Origin of the sequence: Flavobacterium sp. N2038, from assembly GCF_025947185.1 — a bacterium.
GTDB lineage: Bacteria > Bacteroidota > Bacteroidia > Flavobacteriales > Flavobacteriaceae > Flavobacterium.
This window is the reverse complement of record NZ_CP110001.1, coordinates 4,405,876-4,431,460: the sequence shown is the minus strand read 5'-3', so window position 1 is coordinate 4,431,460 and position 25,585 is coordinate 4,405,876. Positions and strand designations below refer to the sequence as shown.

21 protein-coding genes are annotated in these 25,585 nt (G+C 33.1%); 3 read left to right on the top strand and 18 right to left on the bottom strand.

Annotated elements, in window-relative coordinates:
• Positions 1-169: 169 nt before the first annotated feature.
• The 7 genes from OLM51_RS19360 to OLM51_RS19330 all read right to left on the bottom strand — a co-directional run bounded on the left by OLM51_RS19360 (position 170) and on the right by OLM51_RS19330 (position 7,928).
• Entirely contained in the window at positions 170-745 is a 576-nt protein-coding gene (locus OLM51_RS19360; protein WP_264552214.1) for a Crp/Fnr family transcriptional regulator, read from the bottom strand.
• Complete coding sequence (locus OLM51_RS19355) at positions 745-1,065, bottom strand: DUF6370 family protein (protein WP_264552213.1); 321 nt, start codon at positions 1,063-1,065, stop codon at positions 745-747. The genes OLM51_RS19360 and OLM51_RS19355 overlap by 1 nt, the downstream gene beginning before the upstream one ends.
• A gap of 2 nt (positions 1,066-1,067) precedes the next feature.
• Positions 1,068-2,228, bottom strand: a complete 1,161-nt coding sequence (purT, locus tag OLM51_RS19350; RefSeq protein WP_264552212.1) for a formate-dependent phosphoribosylglycinamide formyltransferase — start codon at positions 2,226-2,228, stop codon at positions 1,068-1,070.
• 477 nt (positions 2,229-2,705) lie between these two features.
• Positions 2,706-4,580: a peptidase U32 family protein gene (locus OLM51_RS19345; protein WP_264552211.1), complete on the bottom strand. Its 1,875-nt coding sequence runs from the start codon at positions 4,578-4,580 to the stop codon at positions 2,706-2,708.
• A gap of 139 nt (positions 4,581-4,719) precedes the next feature.
• Entirely contained in the window at positions 4,720-5,265 is a 546-nt protein-coding gene (locus OLM51_RS19340) for a dihydrofolate reductase family protein (RefSeq protein ID WP_264552210.1), read from the bottom strand.
• A 303-nt stretch (positions 5,266-5,568) separates the two neighbouring features.
• A complete protein-coding gene (locus OLM51_RS19335; RefSeq protein WP_264552209.1) occupies positions 5,569-6,759 on the bottom strand; it encodes a pyridoxal phosphate-dependent aminotransferase in 1,191 nt (396 codons plus the stop codon).
• Between the two features lie 71 nt (positions 6,760-6,830).
• Entirely contained in the window at positions 6,831-7,928 is a 1,098-nt protein-coding gene (locus OLM51_RS19330; RefSeq protein ID WP_264552208.1) for a fatty acid desaturase family protein, read from the bottom strand.
• Between the two features lie 107 nt (positions 7,929-8,035).
• On the opposite strand from OLM51_RS19330, the gene rsmG reads away from it, so the two are divergent.
• Entirely contained in the window at positions 8,036-8,665 is a 630-nt protein-coding gene (rsmG, locus tag OLM51_RS19325; RefSeq protein ID WP_264552207.1) for a 16S rRNA (guanine(527)-N(7))-methyltransferase RsmG, read from the top strand.
• A 56-nt stretch (positions 8,666-8,721) separates the two neighbouring features.
• Here rsmG and OLM51_RS19320 read toward each other — a convergent pair whose 3' ends face one another.
• From OLM51_RS19320 to OLM51_RS19310, 3 genes are all read right to left on the bottom strand, one after another.
• Positions 8,722-9,477 carry a hypothetical protein gene (locus OLM51_RS19320; protein ID WP_264552206.1) on the bottom strand — a complete coding sequence of 252 codons (756 nt, stop codon included), beginning with the start codon at positions 9,475-9,477 and terminating at the stop codon, positions 8,722-8,724.
• A 447-nt stretch (positions 9,478-9,924) separates the two neighbouring features.
• A complete protein-coding gene (locus OLM51_RS19315) occupies positions 9,925-10,629 on the bottom strand; it encodes a LytR/AlgR family response regulator transcription factor (protein ID WP_264552205.1) in 705 nt (234 codons plus the stop codon).
• Between the two features lie 149 nt (positions 10,630-10,778).
• Positions 10,779-11,831 carry a sensor histidine kinase gene (locus OLM51_RS19310; protein ID WP_264552204.1) on the bottom strand — a complete coding sequence of 351 codons (1,053 nt, stop codon included), beginning with the start codon at positions 11,829-11,831 and terminating at the stop codon, positions 10,779-10,781.
• A 297-nt stretch (positions 11,832-12,128) separates the two neighbouring features.
• On the opposite strand from OLM51_RS19310, the gene OLM51_RS19305 reads away from it, so the two are divergent.
• A complete protein-coding gene (locus OLM51_RS19305; RefSeq protein ID WP_264552203.1) occupies positions 12,129-13,271 on the top strand; it encodes a hypothetical protein in 1,143 nt (380 codons plus the stop codon).
• Positions 13,272-13,411: 140 nt separating this feature from the next.
• On the opposite strand, the gene pruA is transcribed toward OLM51_RS19305, so the two are convergent.
• From pruA to map, 7 genes are all read right to left on the bottom strand, one after another.
• Entirely contained in the window at positions 13,412-15,037 is a 1,626-nt protein-coding gene (gene pruA / locus OLM51_RS19300; protein WP_264552202.1) for an L-glutamate gamma-semialdehyde dehydrogenase, read from the bottom strand.
• A gap of 154 nt (positions 15,038-15,191) precedes the next feature.
• Positions 15,192-15,578, bottom strand: coding sequence for a Co2+/Mg2+ efflux protein ApaG (gene apaG / locus OLM51_RS19295; RefSeq protein ID WP_012023834.1), 387 nt, complete (start codon positions 15,576-15,578; stop codon positions 15,192-15,194).
• A gap of 79 nt (positions 15,579-15,657) precedes the next feature.
• Positions 15,658-16,920 (bottom strand): DUF5103 domain-containing protein, encoded by a 1,263-nt coding sequence (locus OLM51_RS19290; protein ID WP_264552201.1) that lies wholly within the window; start codon positions 16,918-16,920, stop codon positions 15,658-15,660.
• Between the two features lie 74 nt (positions 16,921-16,994).
• Entirely contained in the window at positions 16,995-19,901 is a 2,907-nt protein-coding gene (locus tag OLM51_RS19285) for a DEAD/DEAH box helicase (protein WP_264552200.1), read from the bottom strand.
• A 123-nt stretch (positions 19,902-20,024) separates the two neighbouring features.
• Positions 20,025-20,798, bottom strand: a complete 774-nt coding sequence (locus OLM51_RS19280) for a class I SAM-dependent methyltransferase (protein WP_264552199.1) — start codon at positions 20,796-20,798, stop codon at positions 20,025-20,027.
• An 81-nt stretch (positions 20,799-20,879) separates the two neighbouring features.
• A complete protein-coding gene (locus OLM51_RS19275; protein ID WP_264552198.1) occupies positions 20,880-21,254 on the bottom strand; it encodes a GxxExxY protein in 375 nt (124 codons plus the stop codon).
• 66 nt (positions 21,255-21,320) lie between these two features.
• Positions 21,321-22,139: a type I methionyl aminopeptidase gene (map, locus tag OLM51_RS19270; protein ID WP_264552197.1), complete on the bottom strand. Its 819-nt coding sequence runs from the start codon at positions 22,137-22,139 to the stop codon at positions 21,321-21,323.
• Positions 22,140-22,381: 242 nt separating this feature from the next.
• Here map and OLM51_RS19265 point away from each other — a divergent pair, with 242 nt between their 5' ends.
• Positions 22,382-23,635: a DUF445 domain-containing protein gene (locus OLM51_RS19265; RefSeq protein ID WP_264552196.1), complete on the top strand. Its 1,254-nt coding sequence runs from the start codon at positions 22,382-22,384 to the stop codon at positions 23,633-23,635.
• Between the two features lie 324 nt (positions 23,636-23,959).
• On the opposite strand, the gene gpmI is transcribed toward OLM51_RS19265, so the two are convergent.
• Complete coding sequence (gene gpmI, locus OLM51_RS19260; RefSeq protein WP_264552195.1) at positions 23,960-25,477, bottom strand: 2,3-bisphosphoglycerate-independent phosphoglycerate mutase; 1,518 nt, start codon at positions 25,475-25,477, stop codon at positions 23,960-23,962.
• Positions 25,478-25,585: the final 108 nt, after the last annotated feature.

Genomic DNA, 25,585 nt, shown 5'->3' with positions numbered 1-25,585 from the left:
TTTTTTTGCCACAGATTTCACAGATTAAAAGGATTAAAAAAATGTTGCCACGAATTGCACAAATTTCCACGAATTTTATTTTAATTTTTAACCAATTTAATTAGTGAAAATTTGTGCAATTCGTGGCGAAAAAAATCCTTTTAATCTGTGAAATCTGTGGCAAAAAAAACTATTTCTTCAAAAGACGAGCTTTCATTTTACTGAAGAATTCGGGTGTTACTCCAATGAAAGAAGCGATTTGTTTTTGAGGAACTTTATGAACCAATGTTCCGTATTTTTTACTGAATTTATCAAAACGTTCTTCTGCCGGCAAACTTAAATTATCCATTAATCGCTGCTGATTGGCAACGAGTGAATTTTCAACTAAAATTCTAAAAAAACGCTCCAGTTTTGGGATTTCAAGAAACAATTGCTCCTGATTTTCTTTGGATAAGGAAACCACTTCTGCTTCTTCTAAGACTTCGATAAAAAGTTGTCCTGGTTTTTGAGAAAAATAACTGTACATATCACTCATCCACCAGCCTTCACAGGCAAATGCCAAAACATGCTCAACAATATTATCATTGATATTGAAACTTCTTAAAATACCAGAATTTACAAAATACGAATGTTTACAAATTTCGCCAGCATTCAATAAAATTGTTTTAGCCTTGTAAGTATGCGTTTCTGTTTTAGATAAAAAAAGGGCTTGTTCTTCAGGAGTCAGAGAAACGTGTTTGGCAATATTTTCAAGAATTAATGCCATTATTTTTTATCTTCTATTAATACAAATGAAGTTGCTTTAAATCGATCACCAACAATTTCTCCTGTAACAGAAGCTTTACTGATCGCATTGCAAAAACCTTTTTCTGCATGTGCATCTCCGTGATCGTGAATGGTTGTGCCGTCTACAAAATAACTTTTTCCATCAATACGAACGGCTAAATCGCAGCTTTTACCTTTCATTCCGAATTGGCATTCTCCGCATGAAGCTTCTACGATTGTTGGTTTGTCAAATTTCTTTTTGCTTTGAGCCTGAACTGCGATTCCGATAAATAGGAATGCTATTAATAATATATTTTTCATAGTTAAGAATTTACAGTTATTAATTTCGCCGTTTCTTTGGCGCGTTCGATTACTTCGTTTATTGGAGTCGAAAGAGTATCTTGACTTAAAACGACTCCCATTCTGCGGTAAGGTCTTGAAGTAGGTTTGCCGAAAATCCTAAAATCGGTTTTTGGTAAAGCCGCTACTTTTTCGATTCCACTGAAAGTTGGATTTGTTGAATCTTCTGATGCTAAAATTACGGCACTCGCTCCGGCTTTTTCTAAAGTAATTTCAAAAATTGGAAGGCTTAAAATGGCTCTTAAATGCAATTCGAATTCGTTGAAATTTTGCGTTCCTGCCAAAGTTACCATTCCGGTATCGTGTGGTCGTGGAGAAAGTTCAGAGAAATAAACGCCTTCGTTGGTCAGGAAAAATTCAACGCCAAAAAGTCCGGCACCGCCAAGCGCTTCAGTGATTTTTTCGGCCATATCCTGAGCTTCGTACAGATCTTTGTCTGAAACTAAAGCAGGCTGCCAGCTTTCCTGATAATCGCCACGTTCTTGTCTGTGGCCAATTGGAGCACAAAACAAAGTTGGATTATTATTTTGAGTAATCGTTAAAAGCGTAATTTCTGAATCAAAATTAACAAAAGCTTCTACAATAACTTCGATAACATCACCACGCGAACCTGCTACGGCATATTGCCAGGCTTTTTCAATGTCACTTTCGGTTTTGATTGTTGATTGTCCTTTTCCGGATGAAGACATTAAAGGTTTTACCACACACGGAATTCCAACTTCCTGAACAGCTTTTTGAAGTTCTTCTGCTGAAGTTGCATATTGATATTTTGCTGTTCTTAGTCCAAGTTCTTTTGATGCTAAATCACGAATGGCTTTGCGATTCATAGTAAAGTTTGCTGCTTTCGCAGAAGGAACAACAGTGATTCCTTGTTTTTCGTAATCGTAAAAACGTTCGGTACGAATGGCTTCTATTTCAGGAACTATAAAATCTGGTTGGTGTTTGGCTACGATTCGGTCGAGGGCTTCTCCGTCAAGCATATTGATGACTTCAAAACCATGAGCAACCTGCATTGCTGGTGCGTTTTCGTAACTGTCAACTGCAATTATGGTTTGTCCGATTCGTTGCGCGGCAATGACAAATTCTTTGCCTAATTCGCCTGAACCCAGGAGTAGTATTTTCATTTTGGAGTGTTGTAATGTTTGAGTAGTAAAAGTAACGAAAAAGCTTTTTTTAACCGCGAAGTTCACAAAGATTTACGCAAAGAACGCTAAGTTTTTGTTTTTAAGGTAAAGAAATGAGTGTAAAGAGTTTTCTCGTAGATTTTGCAAATCGAGCAGATTTAATTTAAGTGAGGATTTAATTTTTTGCATTAAGTAACCATGCAGTTTGTCATTTCGACGGAGGAGAAATCTCCACTAGTAGCTCTATAAAGATTGGCTTATTGGAACGGAGTTACTTGCGAAGATTTCTCCTCCGTCGAAATGACAAGATTGGGGGAATAGCAGGATATTTAACCGCAAAGTCCCCAATCCCGATAGCTATCGGGAACGCGAAGAACGCAAGGTTTTGTTTTTAAGTAAAAGCAAAGGTTCGCAAAGATTATTTTAAAATCTTTGCGAACCTTGCGTATAACTTTGCGCTCTTTGCGGTTAAACTATTTAATGAAAATGATCTTCTTCAATCTCAAATTCAGCATCTTTTTCCCAGATTTCCATTTCGCAAGGTTTGCAGTTGAATTTTAGTTTGTATTCAAGTTCGCCTTGCTTCAATACCAATGGTTCTTTTACCTTAACACCTACTATATCTTTTTGGTGTATCGGACATTTTTTTAATTCGTATTTGATGCAATATTTGGTTGTCATTACACGAGATTTTCCTGGATCCCATTGTAATTCGAATGCTTTTTCGATTTCAGTTACACCGTGACGTTCGTAGAATTTACGAGCGGTTTTGTTCGAAACGTTGTACATAAAATCCAATTTGGTTTCAGGATACGGATGTGACGTTTTTACCAATTGATGTTCTTCACGTTTGTAATTTGCCAAACGAATTTCAGTCAATTGATCGTAAACTGTTCTTCGCATTTCGTTGATTTTTGAAATAGGAAGGAACCAGTTTTGAGAAAACATAATGTTGATTTCATTAGCAGTATAAGGTGTAAAACCAGTTTTTGCTAATTGTGTTTTAATATTTTCTTCGATTGATTCGCCCGTTTTTGTCTGTTCTTTTGCGTGTTCTAAATTAACAGTGCTTACATTTCCATCTTCATCAGTTGCGATTAATTCGAAACCAGTTTCAGTTTCAGTAAGTAATAAAGTTGTGCTTAATTTACGAACAGCACTGTCTTCTCTTTCTACAATTTTGATGAAAGCAGCGTCGTTATTTCTATAGATGAAAGTTCCATCTTTTACTTCTTTTAGAACGTTCGGGTAAATTTTACCGTTTTCGGCTTTGTTTACGTAGATTCCGTCAGCTTCGTTATTTTCGTTGATGAAACAAAGTCCATCACCGTTGTTTAATAATTCGCCGTTTTCAATTTCGTAAGCGTTTCCAACCGTTCTAATTAATTTACCAATATATTGACCTTTTGATTTTGGGCTTTCCCAAGAACCAATCGAGCTGTGTCTTTCGTTTACGAAATAATCCGTATAACCACGATTGAAGGTTCTGTTTAAAGAGGAATCAAAAGTATAAGTACAAGTTCCGGAAGAAGCTTTCATGTATTTTTCGCTTCCTTCGCCTTCTAAATAACTGTCTAGTTTTTGACGTAAATAAGATACGTTGTTTTTTACGTAAACCACATCTTTCAAACGTCCTTCAATTTTAAAGGAAACGATTCCGGCTTCGATCAAATTTGGAATCTGATCTGAAATATCTAAATCTTTAATCGAAAGCAAGTGACTGTTTCTGATTAAAGTTTCTCCGTTTCCGTCGATTAAGTTATAAGGTAAACGACAGTTTTGAGCACAAGAACCACGGTTGGCGCTGCGTTCTCCATTTGCCACACTCATATAACAGTTTCCGCTAAAAGAAACACATAAAGCTCCGGTTACGAAAAATTCTAATTCAACATCAGCTTCGTCGTAAATCGTTTTAATTTGATGCAAATTCAACTCACGGGCTAAAACCACACGTTTAATTCCGGCATCTTTAAGGAATTTAATTTTGTCAGCATCACGATTATTGGCTTGTGTGCTGGCGTGAAGTACGATAGGAGGTAAGTCCATTTCCATAATTGCCATATCCTGAATAATCAGTGCATCAACACCTATATCGTATAACTCCCAGATCATTGAGCGACAGGTTTCAAGTTCGTTGTCGTACAAAATCGTATTCATAACAACAAAAACCTGAGCGTTAAATAAATGCGCATATTGTACTAACGCAGCAACATCTTCAATAGAGTTGTTGGCATTAGAACGTGCTCCAAATTGCGGTGCACCAATATAAACTGCATCGGCACCACTGTTTATGGCGGCCATTCCTCCAATTAAATCTTTAGCAGGAGCTAATATTTCGATTTTCTTCTTCATTTCTAAAACTTTAGACTTTTGTGGTATTCCCGAAAAAAAGTGTGCAAAGGTCTTATAAAATATTCGAGTTTGCTAATGATAGAGGGATTTTTTTGAAATTGTTAACTTAATATGGAATGATGATAAATGAAGTTTTTGTTTATTTGGTTGGCTTGTAAATAAGCTGGACCACTCCAGATTTGAAAATATTGCTTTTAAGTAATGTTAATTCAAGTTGTTCTTTTAAGTCTTCAAATAATGGTTTGCCTCTTCCTAAAGCAATAGGATGAACTGATATTCTATAGGTATCAATAAGATTTAATTGAATAAAAGTTTTAATAAGACTTGCCCCGCCATACAGCCAAATATCGCCTCCTGATTGATTTTTAATCTCATTTACTGTATTTGTAATGTCAGAATTGATGAAAATTGCATTATTATCTTGTCTATTTTGACTTGAAAAGACATACTTGTTCTTTGAATGAACTCCTTTCCAAAGCATTTGTTCGGTTGAATCTGCATTTGCATCCGGTTGAAAATTGCCCCATGCATCATAGCTTACCCGGCCATAAAAAATAGTATCGATGCTTGATAAGAATCCATCAAAATCCATGTCATCATCCATAATGCACCAATCAATTTCTCCATTTAGACCTTCAATAAAACCGTCTAAGGTTACCGCTAAATCTAAAATTACTTTTTTCATGAGATACTATTTTGTCTTGTTTTATTTTGACATAAAAATATAATATTTCAGTTTTTAATAAAACACAAAAGAGGATTTAGTTTATTGAAATGAAAATTTTCTCGCATACCGTTTTGCGTGAGGGATAGTAGTGGAAAGCCCACAGCCTGACGAAGGAAGTGCGAGGACTTGAAGCGGATAGCCTCCTGATAGCTATCGGGACAGGCTCACGCCCAAAATAATCCCATAAAAAAAACAGCTTAAAGTATAAAAGTGATGAAACTTTTGAACCTTAAGCCGTTTTTAATAAAACTTAGAATATTGTTATGCAGTCAAAGCTTCTTTGATTCTGCGTAGTGCTTCTTTTAAAATATCGTCGCTTGTTGCGTAAGAGAAACGAATACAATTTGGATTTCCAAAAGCATCTCCTGTTACGGTTGCAACGTTTGCTTCTGCTAAAAGATACATAGAAACGTCGTTTGCATCTTTAATCTCAGTTCCTCTTAATGTTTTTCCAAAGAATGAAGAAACGTCTGGGAATACGTAGAAAGCTCCTTCCGGAACATTGATTTTTACACCTGGAATTTCTTTTAGCAATCCAACTACTAAATCTCTACGAGTGTGGAAAGCCTGAACCATGTGGTTTAAAACGCTTGGATCAGCGTCAACAGCCGTGATTGTAGCTCGTTGTGCTACAGAGTTTGCACCAGAGGTTACTTGTCCCTGGATTTTTGTACATGCTTTTGCGATAAATTCAGGAGCTCCGATATAACCAATTCTGTATCCAGTCATTGCAAATGCTTTTGCAACTCCATTTACAGTAATTGTTTTTTCTAACATTCCCGGGATTGAACCAATACTACAGAAAGTTCCTGAGAAATTGATATGCTCATAAATTTCGTCAGCAACTACATATATATTTGGGTGTTTTTCTAAAACTTTTGCAAGGGCTGTTAATTCTTCTCTGCTGTATACAGATCCTGATGGATTACAAGGAGAAGAAAACCACATCATTTTTGTTTTTGGTGTAATTGCAGCCTCTAATTGTTCTGGTGTGATTTTGAAATCAGTTTCTACAGATGTTGGAACTTCAACAGGAACTCCACCAGAAAGTTTTACGATTTCGAAATAAGAAACCCAATAAGGTGCTGGTAAAATAACCTCGTCACCATCGTTTAACATTACTTGTGCAATGTTGTATAACGATTGTTTTGCTCCTGTAGAAACAACGATTTGAGTTGGTTTGTACTCCAGGTTGTTATCTCTTTTAAATTTTCTGCAAATTGCTTCTCTTAATTCTAAAAAACCTTCAACTGGAGAGTAAGTACTGTAATTTTCATCGACTGCTTTTTTTACAGCTTCTTTAATGAAATCAGGCGTGTTGAAATCAGGCTCGCCTAAACTTAAACTAATAATGTCTTTTCCTTGTGCTTTTAATTCGCGGGCCAAAGCAGCCATTGCTAATGTTTGTGAAGTTGCTAAGTTGTTGATTCTGTCCGAAAGAATATGATTCATTATAAATTTTTTGAATGTCCTTAATTTTCTACGCTAATCAAGGAGGGTTAATTATTAATAGATTTTTTAGTTTAAAGTGATAATTCTGGTTTCATCCCAAGATCTCGTAAATGTTTGAAGTGAGCAACAATAGCGCTTCGCATCGTTTTGTATTCATAATATGGTAAATTACATTCTTTTGCAGTTTCTTTAACGATTTGTGCAATTTTACCGTAATGAATATGACTGATATTTGGAAAAATATGATGTTCGATTTGATGATTTAGCCCACCGGTATACCAGTTTACAATTGCATTTTTTGGAGCAAAGTTAGTAGTAGTAAATAGTTGGTGAATCGCCCAGGTGTTTTCCATTTCTCCTAATTCGTTTGGTGAAGGATTTGTAGTATGTTCTACAACGTGTGCTAACTGAAATACAACACTTAAAATTAATCCGGCAGTGTAGTGCATTACAAAAAAACCAATAAGAACTTTCCACCATGTAATTCCAATTACAATTGGTAAAACAATCCAGATTGAAACATATATGATTTTTGTAATGATTAAAGTTGTCCAAAGAATTTTAGGGCTTTTTGGTTCTCCGTAGGATAGTTTCCTTTTCAAATAGTTTCTCATTTGCTTAAAATCGGTAGTAATTGCCCAATTGAAAGTCAAAAGACCATATAAGAAAACAGAATAATAATGTTGAAAACGGTGAAAACTATGCCATTTTGCATCTTGTGTAAAGCGGATAATTCTCCCTGCATCCAGATCTTCATCATGTCCCGGAATATTAGTATAAGTATGATGAAGTACATTATGTTGTACTTGCCAGTTGTAAACATTTCCTGCAAGGACATAAATAGTTCCTCCCATGAATTTATTAATCCAGTTTTTTGTAGAATAAGATCCATGATTACCATCGTGCATCACATTCATACCAACTCCGGCCATTCCAATTCCAATAACAATTGACAATAGTAACATTACCCAAAAAGGCATGTTCAGTGTAAGAATTAAAAAATAAGGAGTTAAAAAAACTGCAAATAGAATAACGGCTTTTAAATGTAATTTCCAGTTCCCGGTTTTTTTGATATTATTTTCTTTGAAATAATTGTTTACGCGAGAGTTAAGCGTTCTGAAAAACTTCAGATTGTCTTGTCTTGCAAATGTTGGTGCAGTGTTATTCATAATTAATTTAAATAGTTTTCAAAGGTAATTATTATAAATTTTCAATTTGCAAAATTGAGTTAAATATTTCAATCGTAAAGTAGTACTTTTGTTAAAAATTTAGAGCAATGGATGAGATATTGAAATATTTTCCTGATTTGACCGATCTTCAAATCGAACAATTTCAAAAATTAGACTTTTTGTACCACGATTGGAATGAAAAAATCAATGTGATTTCTAGAAAAGACATTGATTCCTTATATACAAAACACATTTTGCATTCTTTAGGAATTGCTAAAATTATGAAATTTGAACCTGGAGCAACAGTTTTGGATGTTGGAACTGGTGGTGGATTTCCGGGAATCCCGTTAGCGATTCTTTTTCCTGAAACACGTTTTTATTTGATTGATGTGATTGCAAAGAAAATTAAAGTGGTTCAGGGTGTTGTTGATGCATTAGAATTAAAGAACGTAAAAGCGGAACAAAAGCGTGCTGAATTGGTAAAAGGGGATTTCGATTTTATTGTAAGCCGGGCTGTAACCAATATGCCTGATTTTGTTTCCTGGATAAAAGACAAAATCAAAAAGCAACATAAACACACTTTAAAAAACGGTATTCTATATTTAAAAGGCGGTGATTTGAGTGAAGAACTAAATAGTTTTCCAAGCGCAACGCTATACGATTTGGCAGAAATATTTGATGATGAGTTTTTTGAAACAAAGAAAGTGGTACATCTCCCTTTGAAGTTTAAAGTTTAAGCTGAGCAATATAAATTTAGTAACCCGGTTAGAATGTATGTTCTGCCCGGGTTATTTTAATTAAAAATAAAATTATTACAATTATGAGGCTTTTGTAAAAGATTTAAAAAAGCATTTTCTTTAGCGTTTAGATTATTGATAAAATTATGAATGGCATTCTCTGATGCTTCTATAGTGTATTTAAATCCTTCATCAAAAAAGAATTCACGGGAAATAACAGCTTCGTTTGAAGAATCATATACCGCTTCATCAGATTGGTCCAGTTCTGCATTTTTATAGGAACAAGGATATAGATGAATTAAATTTGTTATAGTTTGGGCAAACCAATTGTCGAATATTTTCTTTTTTGGAGTAATATGACGCGCCAGTAATACTAATCCGATCAGTTCATTTTGTAAATAATACGAGCCTTTTCTATATCTTACATCAATCATTCTCACATTCATTAATGCGATCCATAATGCACCATTAACAGAACCTGAGGCTGGAAAGTTAAGATCAGTGTCAAATAATAAAGGATTAGTTTGCTCGCGATTTTCAATAGAACACCAAAGTGCTTCAATCCGTTTTTGAGTATCATTAGTAAATTGAGTATATCCGGTAAAACGCCAATATATCCATTCTAATAGTGCGGCAGTTAATCCAATAGAACCCTTGTGATTAATTTGCATTAAAGTATTCTCCAGATCTATTGTTGTTTCTAAAGGATCTAATAGTTCATCTATTTTCTTTTTCGTCCATTTAAAGTTAATTGGAGCTCCGATGCTTTTTGATTTCAATATTACTTTAGGGATGTTGTTTAGATTTCTCATTTGACTAAAGTGTTAAGTTATTTAAAAGTTGATTGATTTATTGAGGACAAATTTAGTGGGATGGTTTTTTGCGAAATGCTGCTAGAAGTTTTTAAAACAGCAAAATAAGTTTTTTTGCAAGTGTATCGTGTTAGAAATCAATGCGGTAAGAAAAGTATTACAATTAAAATTAAAAGCGGAATAATAATTAAGGAGAACTGTTTTTTTTTAATTGTCTAAAAAGAATAAAATACTTTGTGCGATCGGTTTAATGATGTTTTTACTTGTTTCTTGCCAGAAGAAACAAACAAAAGGAGATAAAAGGTCTGAAGAACTACATGAAAATGTAATGATAGAAACAGCTTTAAAAATTAGTTCTGTTAAAAAAGAAAGTTCTGACTGCAGAATAACAAAAAACATGACGTTTGGATTTGGTTACTCTAAGCTTAATAGAAGGTTGTCGGGAAGTTATTTTTCTATAATGGTATCTAAATGATTTAACCAGTTTTCTTTGTAACTATTCCCAATCGGGATTTCAACTGAGTTTATTTCAATTTCATTTTTAGAATAAGAAGTCAGCTTTTTTGCCTGAATAATGTATGAGCGATGAACACGAACAAAGTTGGAGTTTAGGAGCTTTTCAAAAACGGAAATATTTTGTTTGATATGGTATGATTTTTCATTTTCCAGATGAATTGTAATATAGTCTTTCAGGCTTTCGATAAATAATATTTCATCCAGAATAATTTTGATGTTTTTATTTCCGCTTGTTACAAAAATGTAGTTTTCATTCGTTGAATTGTTTTCTTTTTTAGGAGTTTGTAGTTGTCTGAATTTTTCGATTGAAACAAAAAAGCGGTCAAAAGTAATTGGTTTTAAAAGGTAATCAATTACATTAAGCTCATAACCTTCTAAAGCATATTCTCTGTAAGCGGTTGTGAAAATTACTTTAGGAGGATTTTTTAATTTTTTTAAAAAATCATTTCCTTTTAGTAACGGCATTTCTATATCTAAAAAAATAAGATCAACTGCATTATTTTCTAAAAAAGTATATGCTTTTAGTGCATTCTCAAAAGAGTCAATTAGCTCAAAATTTTCAAAATTGGCTAAGTGTGATGCAATTAATTCTCTTGCCAGAGGCTCGTCATCAACTATTATACATTTATGTTTCATTTAGAAATTGGAGGTTTTTATTTTTAGGTCTAATTTAAAATTTTAAACTGTTTTTTGCCTTCTTTTGAGAAACTCTCTTTTGCTTTTATTTTTTGGACTTAGTTCAATCACATTTTTATAACGTCTTCATTAGAGTTTTGCGCAATAAATTAAAGAGTAAGGTAAAGTTTAACGGTATAATTGTTTTCGGTTTCTTCAATTTCTAAGCGATGTTTTTTAGGATACAATAAATCCAGTTGTTTCCTGACATTCTCTAATCCAATTTTAGATTTATCAGAAAGAGGTTTATGGTCATTTTGAGGTTTTGTGTTTTCAATACTAAAAATGATTTGCCCTTTTTTACTCTCTAAATGCAATCTGATTTTTGCTTTTTCGGTTTCATTAATCACCCCATGTTTAAAAGCATTTTCTATAAAAGTCAATACAATTAAGGGAGAGATTTTATTACTTTCCTGAATATCTTTGGTAAACAAAATATCTAATCTGTTTTCGCTATAGCGCAGTTTTTCTAATGCAATATAATTATCTATCAAAGTGATTTCTTTTTCGATAGAAACATAATCTTCGTTACAACGATAAAGTACAAAATCAAGAATTTCAGATAATTTAGCAATTACTTCAGGTGCTTTGCTATCTTTTTTTATAGTTAAAGTGTATAAATTATTTAGCGTATTAAACAGAAAATGCGGGTTCAATTGATTTTTTAGAATTTTTAATTCCATTGATTTTTTTTCTTCTTCCAGTTTTAAAAGACGTTGTTGTTTTCTGTTAAAGCTGATAAAACCTAAGATAATAACTGGATAGGTTAGAAAGGAGAATTCTCTTAAAATCAATTTAAATGAAGTAAGCCGTTCCGCAACAGTCATTTTATGTCCAAGCCAATCTGCAAAGAACTCGGGGAATTTAGGTTCCAGATAATAAAACTTAAGCATCATTAAAAGGGCAAAAATGAAGTAAAGCCAGCCAAGTGCAGACACAATAAAAAGAAGGTATAGTTTCTTGTTTAATGTTTTTGGAATGATCCAATATATTAAGCCATAACCAAATGTAGCCTGTGCTAAAATTTTAAAGCAATAGATGAAAATAAAAGTATAAGAATCTTCATTGTCTGATTTATTTGAATAATAAAAGAATAAAAAGAAAACCCAATAAAAACAGTGAAGTGCAGCTCTCTTTAAGTCAATTTGTTTGATAAAATTCATAAGGTATTTTAATTAAGGGCAAGGTAACAAAATATAGAATTAAGCTTTTAGAAAAGGTATGAATAATATGTTTTTGCTTTTAAAAAACCCGTTTAAGCACACGAATGTATTTAGGCTTTAAAAATTATTATTCGAAGGCATAAATACTGTTTTCATGTGCGTCTCAAACAGTGGAAGAAATTTGAATTTACATTCGCTAAAAACAGTTAAATATGATCAAATTTATTCTGCTTTTAGTTTTATTTCTTGGGAATAAGCTAAAATAAAATTCAAGTAAAAACATAAAACCAACAAAAAATGAAACCAACAATTAAAGCCCTGATCGGTACTCTGATTTTAATTAATTCTTTGAGCTTATTTTCACAGAAACGAAAACAAGATATTATTTATCGTGAAGATTCTGCGCAAAATACTATAACTCTGAAAAAGCCGAAACAGGAAATAATTTATGCAGAAAAATCAAAAGTAATCAAACCAACTTTATTTGCTGATCTGGGAGAAACCTGCCAGACACCAGATGGAATGGCGATAGATAAAAAAGGAAATTTGTTTCTGGCTATTACAAATGCAATTTCATTTGAAAAATATGGCAGCAAAATTCTGACTTTCGATGAGAATAATAAACCCATAACCTGGTTTGATAAATTGCCGTTGCATCCTGTTACAAAAAAAGTGCATCCGATGGGAATGGAGTTTGGGCCTGATGGTAATTTATATCTAATGGACAATCAGTTTTTTACCAGAAATGAGAATTTCTCCAGATTAATCAGAGTTATTGTAAAAGATGGGAAACCAATAAATGCTGAGGTTTTAGCCGAAGGATTTAATTTTGGAGAAGCAGTAAGATGGTCCCAAAATCGGGTTTACATAACAGATGCTTTGTTTGAAAACAGAAGAGAAAGCGGAATTTATAGTTTTTCGTTAGAAGAATTAAATAAGAAAAACATTGTTCTGAATTCATCAAATAAGAAAGATTACTTAATTGCAACTTTTACCTTAAAACCTGAAGTTACTAAGAGAACAATCGGAATTGATGGAATTGCTTTTGATAAAAAAGGGAATCTTTATGCTGGAAATTTTGGTGATGGTGTTATCAATAAAATAGAATTTGAGAAAGATGGAAAAGTAAAATCAAATAAAGTTGTTTTTGATTCGGATCAGCTAAAATGCTGCGATGGTTTTTTTTATGACGAAAAAAGAAATTCCATTTTTATAGCCAATTATGAAAATAATAGTGTGCATCAGTTGAATTTAGATACCAATACGATTTCTTTAATTTGGGAAAATGAAGACGCAAACGGTTCAGACGGACAATTAGATAATCCTTGCGAGACTATTATCTATAAAGGAAAATTGTTGGTTGTGAACTATGATACTTTTGAAGGCGAAAAAAATAAAGAAGCAGATAGTTTTCATACAATTTCAAGTTTTGAATTATAGATTGTAAGAAGAAAAGATTCTCAAGACATTTTGGTCTCTAATGATTACATTATAAAAGCAAAAGCCGAATCTTAATTAAAAGATTCGGCTTTTTATATGGACAGGTCTCAAAACTTGAAACCTGAAACTTGAAACAAAAATTAACCTAAGAACGGGTATCTGTAATCTTCCGGAGTTACAAAAGTTTCTTTAATAGTTCTAGGAGAAGCCCAACGTAATAAGTTTAATGCAGAACCTGCTTTATCGTTAGTTCCTGAAGCTCTTGCTCCGCCAAAAGGCTGCATTCCTACAACAGCACCAGTTGGTTTGTCGTTAATGTAGAAGTTACCAGCAGCATTTTGCAATTTCGTAGTTGCTACTTCAATAGCATAACGATCCTGGCTAAATACAGCTCCTGTCAAAGCATACTCAGAAGTAGTATCAACTAATTCTAAAGTTTCTTCCCATTTAGCATCTTCATAAACGTAAATAGTAATTACTGGTCCGAATAATTCGGTTTCCATTGTAGTATATTTAGGGTTTGTAGTTACAATAACTGTTGGCTCAATAAAGTATCCAACTGATTTATCGTAATTACCACCAACAATAATTTCTGCATCAGCATCTTTTTTAGCCTGGTCGATATAACTTGCTAATTTATCAAAAGAACCTTCATGAATAACTGCTGTAATAAAGTTTCCGAAATCTTCCGGAGAACCCATTTTCATAGATTTTACATCAGCAATTAATTGTTCTTTTACAGCTGGCCATAAACTTTGAGGAATATAAGCTCTTGAAGCTGCAGAACATTTTTGCCCCTGGAATTCAAAAGCACCACGAGTAATTCCTGTTACAACTTGTTTTACGTTTGCGCTTGGGTGAGCAATGATAAAATCTTTACCTCCGGTTTCACCAACGATTCTTGGGTAAGTTTTATAATGGTGAATATTTGCTCCAATTTTAGCCCAGATATCTTTAAATACATGAGTTGATCCTGTAAAGTGAACTCCGGCAAAATCACGGCTTGCTAAAACTGTATCTGTAATCATTAAGGCGTCACCAAAAACTACGTTGATAACTCCGTCAGGAACTCCCGCTTCTTTGAAAACGTCCAAAATAATTTTAGTAGAGAATACCTGGCTGTCACTTGGTTTCCAAACTACAACGTTACCCATCATAGCAGCACTTGCAGGAAGGTTTGCAGCGATAGCGGTAAAGTTAAATGGTGTAATTGCATATACAAAACCTTCAAGAGGTCTGTATTCAAGACGATTCCAGACAGTAGAATCAGATTTTGGCTGATCGTTATAAATTTGAGTCATAAACTCAACATTGTAACGTAAAAAGTCGATTAATTCGCAAGAAGCATCGATTTCTGCCTGATGAATATTTTTAGACTGACCAATCATAGTTGCAGCGTTAATGCGTGCTCTGTATGGTCCGGCGATAAGTTCTGCTGCTTTTAAGAAAATTGCTGCACGTTGTTCCCATGCCATATTTGCCCATGCTTTTCTTGATTCAAGTGCATTAGCAATTGCTTTTTCGATATGTTGTTTTTCAGCTAAATGGTATTTACCAACAACATGTTTGTGATCATGAGGAGCTGTAATGTTTCTTGTGTTTCCAGTTCTGATTTCTTCACTTCCAATATGTAAAGGAACATCAACTTGAGAGTTCCACATTGTAGTGTAAGCTGCCTGAACTGCTGCTTTTTCTGGTGAATTTGGTGCGTAGCTTTTTACTGGCTCGTTTACCGCTTTTGGTACATGAAAGAATCCTTTTAGCATGTTACTTAAAATTAGATAATTAGACAATTTATCAGTTAGACAATTTGATTTGTTACGAATAATCTAACGTTGCACAAAAGTACAAAGGATAAATTAATAAATTGATAATTTTGTGATTAAGATAACGATAAAAATGACAGTTGTAAACTATATCTTAGTTTAAGGCAAAAGGAGCACACATTCTAAAAGTAGGAACAATTACTTTGAATGTTTTTGTGGTAGTAAAATTGATCATATTAAAATGACCTTTCATTGCACCGTAAGGAGATGACAATAAACAGCCTGAGCTATAAGTATGATTTTCACCAGGTTTTAAAACTGGTTTTTTACCAATAACACCTTCACCATCAACAATGTCCAGGTCATTTAGGGAGTCAAAAATTTCCCAGTGACGTGAAGTTAACTGAACAGAATCTTTACTGTGATTTTCAATTGTTACTACATAACTAAAAGCAAAATGAATCTTGTAGTTTTTGAAGTAAGTCCCCTCAAAACTAGTCAAAACCGATATTTTTATGCCTCTTGTAATTTGAGAAACCATACTAACGTAGTATATATGTGTGTGTTATACTTGCAAAGCTACAAAAAAAAACTAGGATTCCTAAAACGTTAACAATGTTTTAATTGACGATATTTATTGAGTTTGCATTTCCTTTTCCTATAACTCTCTGATAACGATCAGTACTTTCTTTGTAATAAACTAAGATAGTATACTCATTTTCTGTCTGATAAAAGTTTCCGTCAACAGCATTTTCATTGTCAATATTTCCCTTTTTATCAGCAATTGTATATTGAAAATTGGTAAAACCCTGTTTGATTACAATAGCTTTTTCGTAAACACCCTTGTCCTGATTATAATCCATTTTATATTCTGGTGAAAGACTGTAATTGTTAAACATTCCGGTAATGTAAATGTCTTTGCTTGAAGATCTAAAAGCAGGAGCAGAGAGTGTAAAATAAACCCAGGCATAATCTGCCTCGATTTGGTTGTCAGATCCATTTATGTTTTTTACAACAAAATTTCCGTTTACATCTTCATAATTAGTATAAATCTGATTTCCCCTTGCCTGGTTTGTATAGAGGTAAGCATTGTAAATATCATTGTTAGAACCCACTCTTCCTACATTGTTATTTGCAGCACGGATATCTTTATTTTCAAAATAAAGAAATTCATTTCCGGCCCAAAACTGTGTTTCCTTATCATATTTATAAACCAATTGATTGCCTATCGTATATTGTGGTACGACATTTTTTATGCCGGTTTTAAAATTGCCGTTTTGCAGCAAAAGTACTTTTACATTTTGTAACGGAGTCTGGAAAACAATGTCATTTGATAATATCGCGAAATCCAGATTTTGTTTATAATCAATGTTACTAAGGTTTCTTGTTCGTTTAACTTGTGCTGCAACAGTGCAATGGTCTTCGTATAAAATGAATTTTCGGGAAAAAACCACTTCTTTATCTTCATTTAGAATTTTAAGCATATAATTTCCGGATAATCTCAATTGTGTTGCAAATTGATTTGGAAACGAAAGACGGTAATGTGAATAAACCTGAAGGGTATTAAATGAATTAGAATAATCCATAATTCTTTGACCATCAAAGCCTCGAAGATAATCTGTTTTTGGAATATCACTTGGAATCCAGTTATAGTCACAATGTACAACTTCAAAATAATAATTGGCTTCATTGCCAAATAAGTCATCAAATTGAAGCTGAAAAGCAGAATTCATTTCAAATATAGGAACAACATTACTGCCATTTTGAACAAAAGAAATGGTTTTGATATTATAAGGCGGATCTATTTCGTTTTGTACTTCCTGGGCTTTTGCCGAAGTAAAAATAAAAATCAGAAGTAAGCTTAGAGATAAAAATTTTGGCATCTTATTACATTGAAAGGTTGTAAATATAACAATTTTATGCAACGAAAAATATGCCAATCTATTGGATTTAAATTTTATGAACCTAAAATATATTCCAGATTGCCTTCAATTTCGTCATTAATATAGCTTTCTTCTAAAAGCGAATCAGACAACAGTTTTTTGTTTTCCTGTAATTTGATGATTTTTTCCTCAACTGTATTTTTTGAAATAAAGCGAATCACATTTACCTTATTTAATTGCCCAATTCTGTGCGCTCGCCCAACACCTTGTTTCTCTGCAAAAGGATTCCACCACGGATCTAAAAATAAAACATAAGAAGCTTTGGTAATATTTAAACCAACGCCACCAGCTTTTAAGGAAATAAAAAACAACAACGGATTTTCGTTTTCCTGAAAACGTTTTACTTCTTGTTCTCTTTTGCTTGCTGGAGTTTCTCCAGTAATTTCACAGAATTCTATTTTATGTTCTTTGCACCAATCGGTATAAAAACTCAAATTCGTAACAAACGAACTGAAAATAATGGCTTTTTGTTTTCCTTTTACTAAACTTTCCAGATAATTGGTTACTGCAATATATTTTCCAGAATCAATTTCTGATTCCTGATCGACCATTTTTGGATGATTACTCAGTTGTCGTAACTTCATCAAAGTATTGATGATACTGATTTTGTCCGGACTTGAGCCATCAGTTTTAAGGAGGAAATTGCGCGCTTTGGATTTTTCCTTTTCATATAGTTTTTCCTGTTCAGGATCCATATCGCAATAATAAATCTGCTCTGTCAATTCTGGTAAATCTTTTAAAACCTGTTCTTTGGTTCGTCGCAAAATATAAGGCTGGATAAGGTTTTTTAATTCGGACAAAACTTCTTCATTCTGCTTTTTCTCAATCGGATTTTTGAAATTCTCCATAAAAAAAGCATAACTGCCCAAAATATCCGGATTTATAAACTGCATCTGAGACCATAAATCGTCTAGCGAATTTTCTATAGGTGTACCACTTAAGGCAATCTTATGACCCGTACTAATTTTATTGATGGCTTTAAAAATCTTAGAATTTTTATTTTTAATGTATTGGCTCTCGTCTAAAATCAAATAACGGAAATTGTATTTTTCTAAAATGGAAATGTCACGATGAATAATACTGTAGCTTGTAAAAATCAAATCAGTTGAATCTAATCTGCTTGCTAATAATTTTCTGTCATTACCAACATACTGCATTTTTGAAAAGTGGGGAGTGAATTTTACAGCTTCATTAAACCAGTTAAAAACCAATGAAGATGGTAAAACAATTAAAGCTTTGAGTGGTTCTCTTTCGATAGTAGTTTCGTTTGCAAACAAATCAAAATTGGTTGTTTTGGTGGTAAAACCTAATTGTTCCTGAACAGAAACTAAAACAGCCAAAGTCTGCAAGGTTTTTCCAAGTCCCATGTCATCAGCAAGACACGCACCAAGATTTGAGTTAAAATGACCTAAAAGCCATTTTACGCCATCAATCTGATACGGTCGTAAGGTTGCTTTTAGTAAATCTGAATCAGTAAATTCAGCTTTATGAATTTGGTCTAAATCATTGTCGATTTCTGAAATTCCGTCCAATGCCGTAAAATTGCTTTTGCGTAAAAGTAATGCCCCATTTTCTGTTTTAGCCAATTTTGCCAAAGAGCCATATTTACTGAACCATTCCAGGGGAATTAAAAAGTAATTTCCATCAGGTAATTGGAAAAGTCTTTCTTTGCTTTTTATATTTGGGATAATATCGCTGAAATTGATTTTATAATTACCAATCGTAATGATTATTTTAATGTCAAACCAATCTGCTTTTGTTTCTTTTGCAATTGAAATCGTATTACTTTCTGTAATGATTTCTTTGCTTTCTAGTTTCAGATTTTGAATCGTAAAACCAAGACTTTCCAGTTTTTCTCTGTTATCAATAATGAATTGGATATTGATATAAGAGTCAGAAGTTTCAGTATCAGAGTTCAATCCAAATAATTCATTTTTGATTTTTTCTAAACCAATTTCCAGTAATTTATCAGTATATGAATTTTCATCAGAATTTCGTTTAAACTGAATTATTCTTGGTTCGTTTGCAACGCTGAAATCAACAAAAGAATGTGTTTTTTTAGTTTTACTGGCATCAAAAATATATCCGTTATAGTCAAAATAAAGATTGAGATAATAACAGTTTTTAAAGAAATCAAAAACGGGCTGAATCGTGCAGGAAACAATTTGGTTGCGAAGTTCAATTTCAAAACCATTGGCTTCAATGTCAATCTTTTTGGCTATTTCCGGAATGAAATTTTTAAAATAATCGTCGACTAATTTTGAAGGAATTTCAATGGATTTCTTTTTTAAGAAAGGGGTTAGTTTTTTAGCATTCAGCTCTTTTAATTGCCCTAACTTTTTATTGACAATTAGCCAGCCGGGTTCATCCGAAAGGATATCTACCTGATTATCCATCGGAAGAAATGTAGTTTCGTTTTCTTTTAATGAAAGAGTATAAGTGATTCCTTCAGAATGTTTATCAAATTGAATCTGAGGTTCAAAATCCAGTGGATTAATACTGACTCTTGAATGATAAAAATCTTTTGCTGCTCCTAAATTGAGGGATAAGGGAAATTGTTCTTGTACAATAAGACTGTAAAAAGGGCTTAAATTGATTTTTAGATGCTGACGAATAGCAAAGTCAATTTTGGAATCTTTCTGTAAATCTGCAATTGTTTTGGCTGATTTGATTTTTGCACCAAATTTTTTGAAAATAAATTCAGGTTTTAAAGAGTCACATATTGTGAGTATTTTTTTTGAATTAGGATCTAAATTTTCAAAATCAATTCCAAAGCTTTCAAGTACACCTTTTGTCGCTTTTTTGTCCAGATATTTGATTTCGCTGGTGTTTTCAACAATATATGCTGTTGGGATATAAGTATTCAGATTTTTTTCAAAACTGATGTCAAAACAGAACTGAAATGGTTTTGTAGGTTCCAAGATTTAAGGGATTTGGTTAGGCTTATATTTAGGGATTTGGGCAAAAAAATAAAGAGTTTTCAAAATATCAATAATTTGAAAACTCTTTTTAAATGAACTTATATCACTTATATGGTGAAAAATTTAGTTTTCCTGTTTAAAACAAAGCGGGATAATTTCTCCTTTTGCTAAACAATATTTCTCAACCAATTCTGGTGCAATTTTATTAGTGTAATCTTCTTCAATTACAATAAAACCAATACTTCTTAATTTATTAAAATAATCGCGACCATAAACACGAACGTGATCGTATTGTCCGAAGATTTTAGCACGTTCTTTTTGATCTGTAATCGAGTCATCTGCAAAAGTAACTTCTCGGGATAAATCCTGAGGAATTTGAAGAATTGCCATTCCGCCTGGTTTTAAAACACGGTATAATTCCTGCATTGCTTTTGTGTCGTCTGGAATGTGTTCTAAAACGTGATTACATAAAATAACATCATATTCGTTGTCCTTGAAAGGTAAATTACAGATATCTGCTTTTACATCTGCCAAAGGCGAAAGTAGATCGGTTGTTGTATAATCGAGATTTTTCTGCTTACGGAATCTTTTGTAAAAAGCTTGTTCCGGAGCAAAATGCAATACTTTTTTAGGAGCTGTAAAAAAATCAGTCTGATCGTTTAAATACAACCAAAGCAAACGGTGTCTTTCTAATGAAAGTGTACTAGGCGAAAGGACATTGTTACGCTGTTTTCCGTATCCATAAGGTAAAAACGATTTAAAGCTTTTTCCGTCAATAGGATCTGTAAATTTATCTCCTCTTAAAGAGAAAGCTAAAATTGGACGCGCCACATAACTCAAACGAATTAATAACGGACGCGGGATTGTATTAAGAACTAATTTGAAAAGTTTTTTCACAGTTAAATAAATTTGAACACGAATTTCACAAATTGACACGGATTAATGCTGTGGTGAAATTTCACGAACTTTTGATTTGGATTAAAGTATTATTCTTTTGTATTTGAGGCTGTCTTCTCCAAAATTGACTAATAGGCCTAATTTATTTTTTGATGCAGCTAGATAATTTAATGTCTGCTTGATTTCACTTGTTGTTAATGTTGCAATTGCTTTAAGTTCTAATATGATTTCATCGAAAATAACAAAGTCTGCAAAATAATAACTTGGTAATACGATGTCTTTATAAGTAATATTATATCTTAATTCACGATTATAAGGAATCTCATTTTGTTGAAATTCATATTCTAAAGCATCACCATAAACCTTCTCACTATGTCCTTTTCCTAAAATTTTATGGACTTCCATACAGATCCCAATAATTTTATAAGACTCCTCTTTTAAATATAATTCACTCATTATTCAACCTTTCATTTCGTGAAATTTAGACAAAATAGTCTTTCGTGTTAATTCGTGAAATCCGTGTTATAATACAAGCGGTACTTTTCTAAATTCATCTTCTTCATTGCTTTCGATTCCTAAGGCTTTGTAGATGTATTGAAAAGTAGATAATAATTCTGGTTTACCATCAATTAATGCCACATCGTGCTCAAAATGTGCACTTGCTTTTCCGTCAGCAGTTGTAATAGTCCAGCCGTCTTTATGTTGTTTAATATTTCTTGTTCCAAGGTTAATCATTGGTTCAATGGCAACAACCATTCCTTCAACAAAAAGTTTTCCACGACCACGTTTTCCGTAGTTTGGCATTTCTGGTTCTTCGTGCATTTTTTGCCCTAAACCATGACCAACCAATTCACGAACAACTCCGTAACCGTGCGATTCTGTATATTTTTGAATTGCATTTCCAACATCTTCAACACGATTTCCAGCTTTAAATTCTCTAATTCCAACGTAAAGAGATTCTTTAGTTACCTGTAAAAGTTTTTTAACTTCAGACGCAACTTCTCCAATTTCGAAACTGTAAGCGTGATCTCCGTGATATCCATTTTTAAAAGCACCACAGTCAACTGAAATAACGTCACCACTTTTTAAGGGGGTATTATTAGGAATACCGTGAACAACCTGAGAATTTGGGCTCATACAAAGTGAATTCGGAAAATCATATAATCCTAAAAAGCTTGGAACGGCACCATGATCACGGATAAATTCCTCAGCTAATTTGTCAAGATATAATGTAGTCACTCCTTCTTTAATTTCAGAAGCAATCATTCCTAATGTTTTTGATACGATTAAAGCACTTTCGCGCATTAATTCGATTTCTTCTCTAGTTTTCTGGATAATCATATTTTTCCCATTTTCAGTTGGCAAAAATACAATTTTTATCTCATTTCTGATTAAAAATTTTTCGCCAAGAATTCACGAATTATCTCCAATTAAAATCTTTAAAAATTGCATTTCACAAACGTTATTATAAAAAGATCTAAAGATAATGGTTTGATATAATTTGTGAATTCGTGGCCATTAATCAATGGAGTTAAAGTGTTTCAGAAAAAAGCCATAAATTAGTAGTAGAAATACTTTTAATTATGGAAACGATTATAAACCAAGATATGGACAAAGTAAGGGCGCTAAAGAAAATGAAGCGAAATGCTTTGGCTCTTTTGGGAGTTGCAGTTGTATTATTTATAATTGCGATTTACTTTAAAATTCCAATGTTGCAGGCATTTAGCGAAGCGGCAATGGTTGGCGGAATTGCCGATTGGTTTGCTGTTGTAGCGCTTTTTCGTCATCCGATGGGAATTCCGATTTGGCATACGGCGATTATTCCAACCAAGAAAAATGAAATCGGTGAAAATCTCGGAAATTTTGTTTCTGAAGAGTTTCTGAACAGAGAAAAATTAGAAATTAAACTGGAAGAATTCAATTTTGCGACAAAAGCTTCAGATTGGCTTTCGGAGGAAGAGAACGCAAATAAGATTGCTAGTTTGGTTACTGTAAATATTATTCCGGGAATCTTACGAACTATAAAAGATGAAGATATTAAAAGATTTATTCAGGTTCAGTTTAAGGAAAAAATTGAGGGAATTAATTTTGGTGATTGGGTTGCATTGGCATTGGAACCTTTGCAAAAAGGGAATTTGAAAAACGAGATGCTGACGAATCTCCTTGAAGTGATAAGTAATGAATTGACTAATAATAAAGATTTAATCAGAAAGAAAGTAAAAGCTTCAACTCCGCTTTTAAGTTTTGGGTTGGCTGACAAAAGTATTAGTGAAGGGGTTTTTAACGGATTGCAGGATTTTTTGAATGAAGCTAAAAAACCGGAAAGTGCTGTTCGTTTAAAAATAGATGAATATATCTTTGACTTCTTAGAGAAGGTAAAAAACTCGGAAGAAATGAGAATTAAAATCAATGATATGATTTTAGGTTTCGTTGGGAAAAAAGAAGTTCAGGACTACATCAATGGGATTTGGGACGAAATAAAAGTATCAATATCGAATGATCTGGAAAAGGGGAATGAATCCTCTATTAAAAAGAATATTGCCAACTTAATTCAGGGTTTTGGAAATGGAATTAAGGAAGATTCGGTGATGATTGACAAAATCAATAATTTTATTAAAAATGATTTGTTGTCCGTACTTTTAAATAATAAAAAAGTAATTGGGGATTTAATTTCTTCAACCGTAAAAAGTTGGGATGGGAAAGAAGTTTCGGAAAAACTGGAGTTAGAAATAGGAAAAGATCTTCAATATATCAGAATCAACGGAACTTTGGTTGGCGGAGTTATAGGGCTTGTTATTTATGGAGTAGAACAGTTTTATCATTATTTTATTGCCTGATAAAACGATTGTCAGGCTGAGCGAAGTCGAAGCCCTTTTTCGTTTCATAAGCCTTCGACTCCGCTCAGGATGACAAAGCGGTATATTAAAAATACAAACCCTATAAGTAATATAAGTAAATATAAATAAGTATTGTTTATAAAGTAAAAATCATATAAATAAGAAATGTATAAGATTAATTAGGCTTTACATTCTATTATAAAACAGTTCTCGCAAAGTCGCAGAGACGCAAAGTTTATAAATTTCTTTGCGACTTAGCGTCTTTGCGAGATTTTTTAAGTTCCGTTTAAATGAACTTATAGCACTTATATGGTTTTAAATTTTCTACAAAAGCGAATGACAAGTCATTGCATTTGGTTGTTGAACCCCCATTAATTCTAAAATTGTTGGAGCAATATCACCGAGAACACCATTTTGGATGTTTTTCAATTCTTTGTCAACTAAAATAATAGGCACTGGGTTTGTTGTGTGTGCAGTATTTGGGCTTCCGTCAGGATTGATCATCGTTTCACAGTTTCCGTGATCGGCAATTACGATTGTAGTGTAATTGTTAGCAAGAGCAGCGTCGATAACTCTTTTAGCGCAGGCATCTACAGCTTCGCAAGCTTTAATTGCAGCTTCCATGATTCCTGTGTGTCCTACCATATCGCCATTTGCGAAGTTTAAACACACGAAATCAACTTCGCCTTTGTTTAATTCAGGAACAAGGGCATCAGCTAGTTCATAAGCGCTCATTTCTGGCTGTAAATCGTAAGTAGCAACTTTAGGAGAATTTCTTAAAATTCTTGATTCGCCTTCAAAAGGAGTTTCTCTTCCTCCTGAGAAGAAAAACGTTACGTGAGGATATTTTTCAGTTTCGGCAATTCTAATTTGTTTTTTACCTGCTTTTTCTAAAACCTCACCAAGAGTTTCGGTAATATTATCTTTATTGTAAACTACTTTTACGTTTTGGTATGTTTCGTCGTAGTTTGTCAATGTTACATAATACAAGTTTAGTTTGTGCATGTTCTGCTCGTGAAAATCTTGTTGAGAAAGTGCTTCTGTAAGTTCACGGCCTCTGTCTGTTCTAAAGTTAAAGAAAATTACAACATCACCTTCAACAATTGTTGCTAGTGGTTTTTGTTCTTCATTTACTATTATAACAGGTTCAATAAATTCGTCGGTTACATTTTTTTCATAACTTTCAAGAACACTTGCTACAGGATTTGTAGAAGGAATTCCTACTCCGTTAACTACTAAATCGTAAGCTAGTTTTACACGCTCCCAACGTTTGTCACGATCCATTGCATAATAACGTCCAACAATTGAAGCGATTTTTACCGGAGTATCTTTAATATAGTCTTCTAAATCGTGAATATATTTTGCACCGGATTTTGGATCAACGTCACGTCCGTCTGTAAAAGCGTGAACGTAAACCTGGTCTAAACCATATTCCTGTGAAGCATCAATTAATCCGCGTAAGTGAGAAGTATGTGAGTGAACACCTCCATCGGAAACTAATCCTAAAAAGTGTACTTTTTTATTGTTTTCTTTAGCATAAGTAAAAGCATCAATAAGTACTTGTTCTTTTGCAAGTGTTTTGTGTGCTACTGCTAAATTGATTTTAGCTAAATCCTGATATACAATTCTTCCGGCACCAAGGTTCATGTGACCAACTTCACTATTTCCCATCTGACCTTCAGGCAAACCAACATTTAATCCATCGGTTCTAAGCTGTGCGCTTGGATAATTTTTGTAAAGACTGTTTATAAAAGGAACATTTGCATTGTCTATTGCAGATACTTTAGGGTCAGGAGATTTTCCCCAACCATCTAAAATCATTAGGATAACTTTCTTGTTCATTACTTTTTAGTTTTTTACAAAGATAAGCCATTTCTAAAATTAGCAAGAACGCACTGTTACATTTATGTTTAATAAAATGAAGCGTATTAAAAAATAATAATTTAGTTG

Bases quoted from the DNA above. Each gene is read 5' to 3' on its own strand.
- OLM51_RS19360 (WP_264552214.1), bottom strand. From the start codon at position 745: ATGGCATTAATTCTTGAAAATATTGCCAAACACGTTTCTCTGACTCCT.
- OLM51_RS19355 (WP_264552213.1), bottom strand. From the start codon at position 1,065: ATGAAAAATATATTATTAATAGCATTCCTATTTATCGGAATCGCAGTT.
- purT (WP_264552212.1), bottom strand. From the start codon at position 2,228: ATGAAAATACTACTCCTGGGTTCAGGCGAATTAGGCAAAGAATTTGTC.
- OLM51_RS19345 (WP_264552211.1), bottom strand. From the start codon at position 4,580: ATGAAGAAGAAAATCGAAATATTAGCTCCTGCTAAAGATTTAATTGGA.
- OLM51_RS19340 (WP_264552210.1), bottom strand. From the start codon at position 5,265: ATGAAAAAAGTAATTTTAGATTTAGCGGTAACCTTAGACGGTTTTATT.
- OLM51_RS19335 (WP_264552209.1), bottom strand. From the start codon at position 6,759: ATGAATCATATTCTTTCGGACAGAATCAACAACTTAGCAACTTCACAA.
- OLM51_RS19330 (WP_264552208.1), bottom strand. From the start codon at position 7,928: ATGAATAACACTGCACCAACATTTGCAAGACAAGACAATCTGAAGTTT.
- rsmG (WP_264552207.1), top strand. From the start codon at position 8,036: ATGGATGAGATATTGAAATATTTTCCTGATTTGACCGATCTTCAAATC.
- OLM51_RS19320 (WP_264552206.1), bottom strand. From the start codon at position 9,477: ATGAGAAATCTAAACAACATCCCTAAAGTAATATTGAAATCAAAAAGC.
- OLM51_RS19315 (WP_264552205.1), bottom strand. From the start codon at position 10,629: ATGAAACATAAATGTATAATAGTTGATGACGAGCCTCTGGCAAGAGAA.
- OLM51_RS19310 (WP_264552204.1), bottom strand. From the start codon at position 11,831: ATGAATTTTATCAAACAAATTGACTTAAAGAGAGCTGCACTTCACTGT.
- OLM51_RS19305 (WP_264552203.1), top strand. From the start codon at position 12,129: ATGAAACCAACAATTAAAGCCCTGATCGGTACTCTGATTTTAATTAAT.
- pruA (WP_264552202.1), bottom strand. From the start codon at position 15,037: ATGCTAAAAGGATTCTTTCATGTACCAAAAGCGGTAAACGAGCCAGTA.
- apaG (WP_012023834.1), bottom strand. From the start codon at position 15,578: ATGGTTTCTCAAATTACAAGAGGCATAAAAATATCGGTTTTGACTAGT.
- OLM51_RS19290 (WP_264552201.1), bottom strand. From the start codon at position 16,920: ATGCCAAAATTTTTATCTCTAAGCTTACTTCTGATTTTTATTTTTACT.
- OLM51_RS19275 (WP_264552198.1), bottom strand. From the start codon at position 21,254: ATGAGTGAATTATATTTAAAAGAGGAGTCTTATAAAATTATTGGGATC.
- map (WP_264552197.1), bottom strand. From the start codon at position 22,139: ATGATTATCCAGAAAACTAGAGAAGAAATCGAATTAATGCGCGAAAGT.
- OLM51_RS19265 (WP_264552196.1), top strand. From the start codon at position 22,382: ATGGAAACGATTATAAACCAAGATATGGACAAAGTAAGGGCGCTAAAG.
- gpmI (WP_264552195.1), bottom strand. From the start codon at position 25,477: ATGAACAAGAAAGTTATCCTAATGATTTTAGATGGTTGGGGAAAATCT.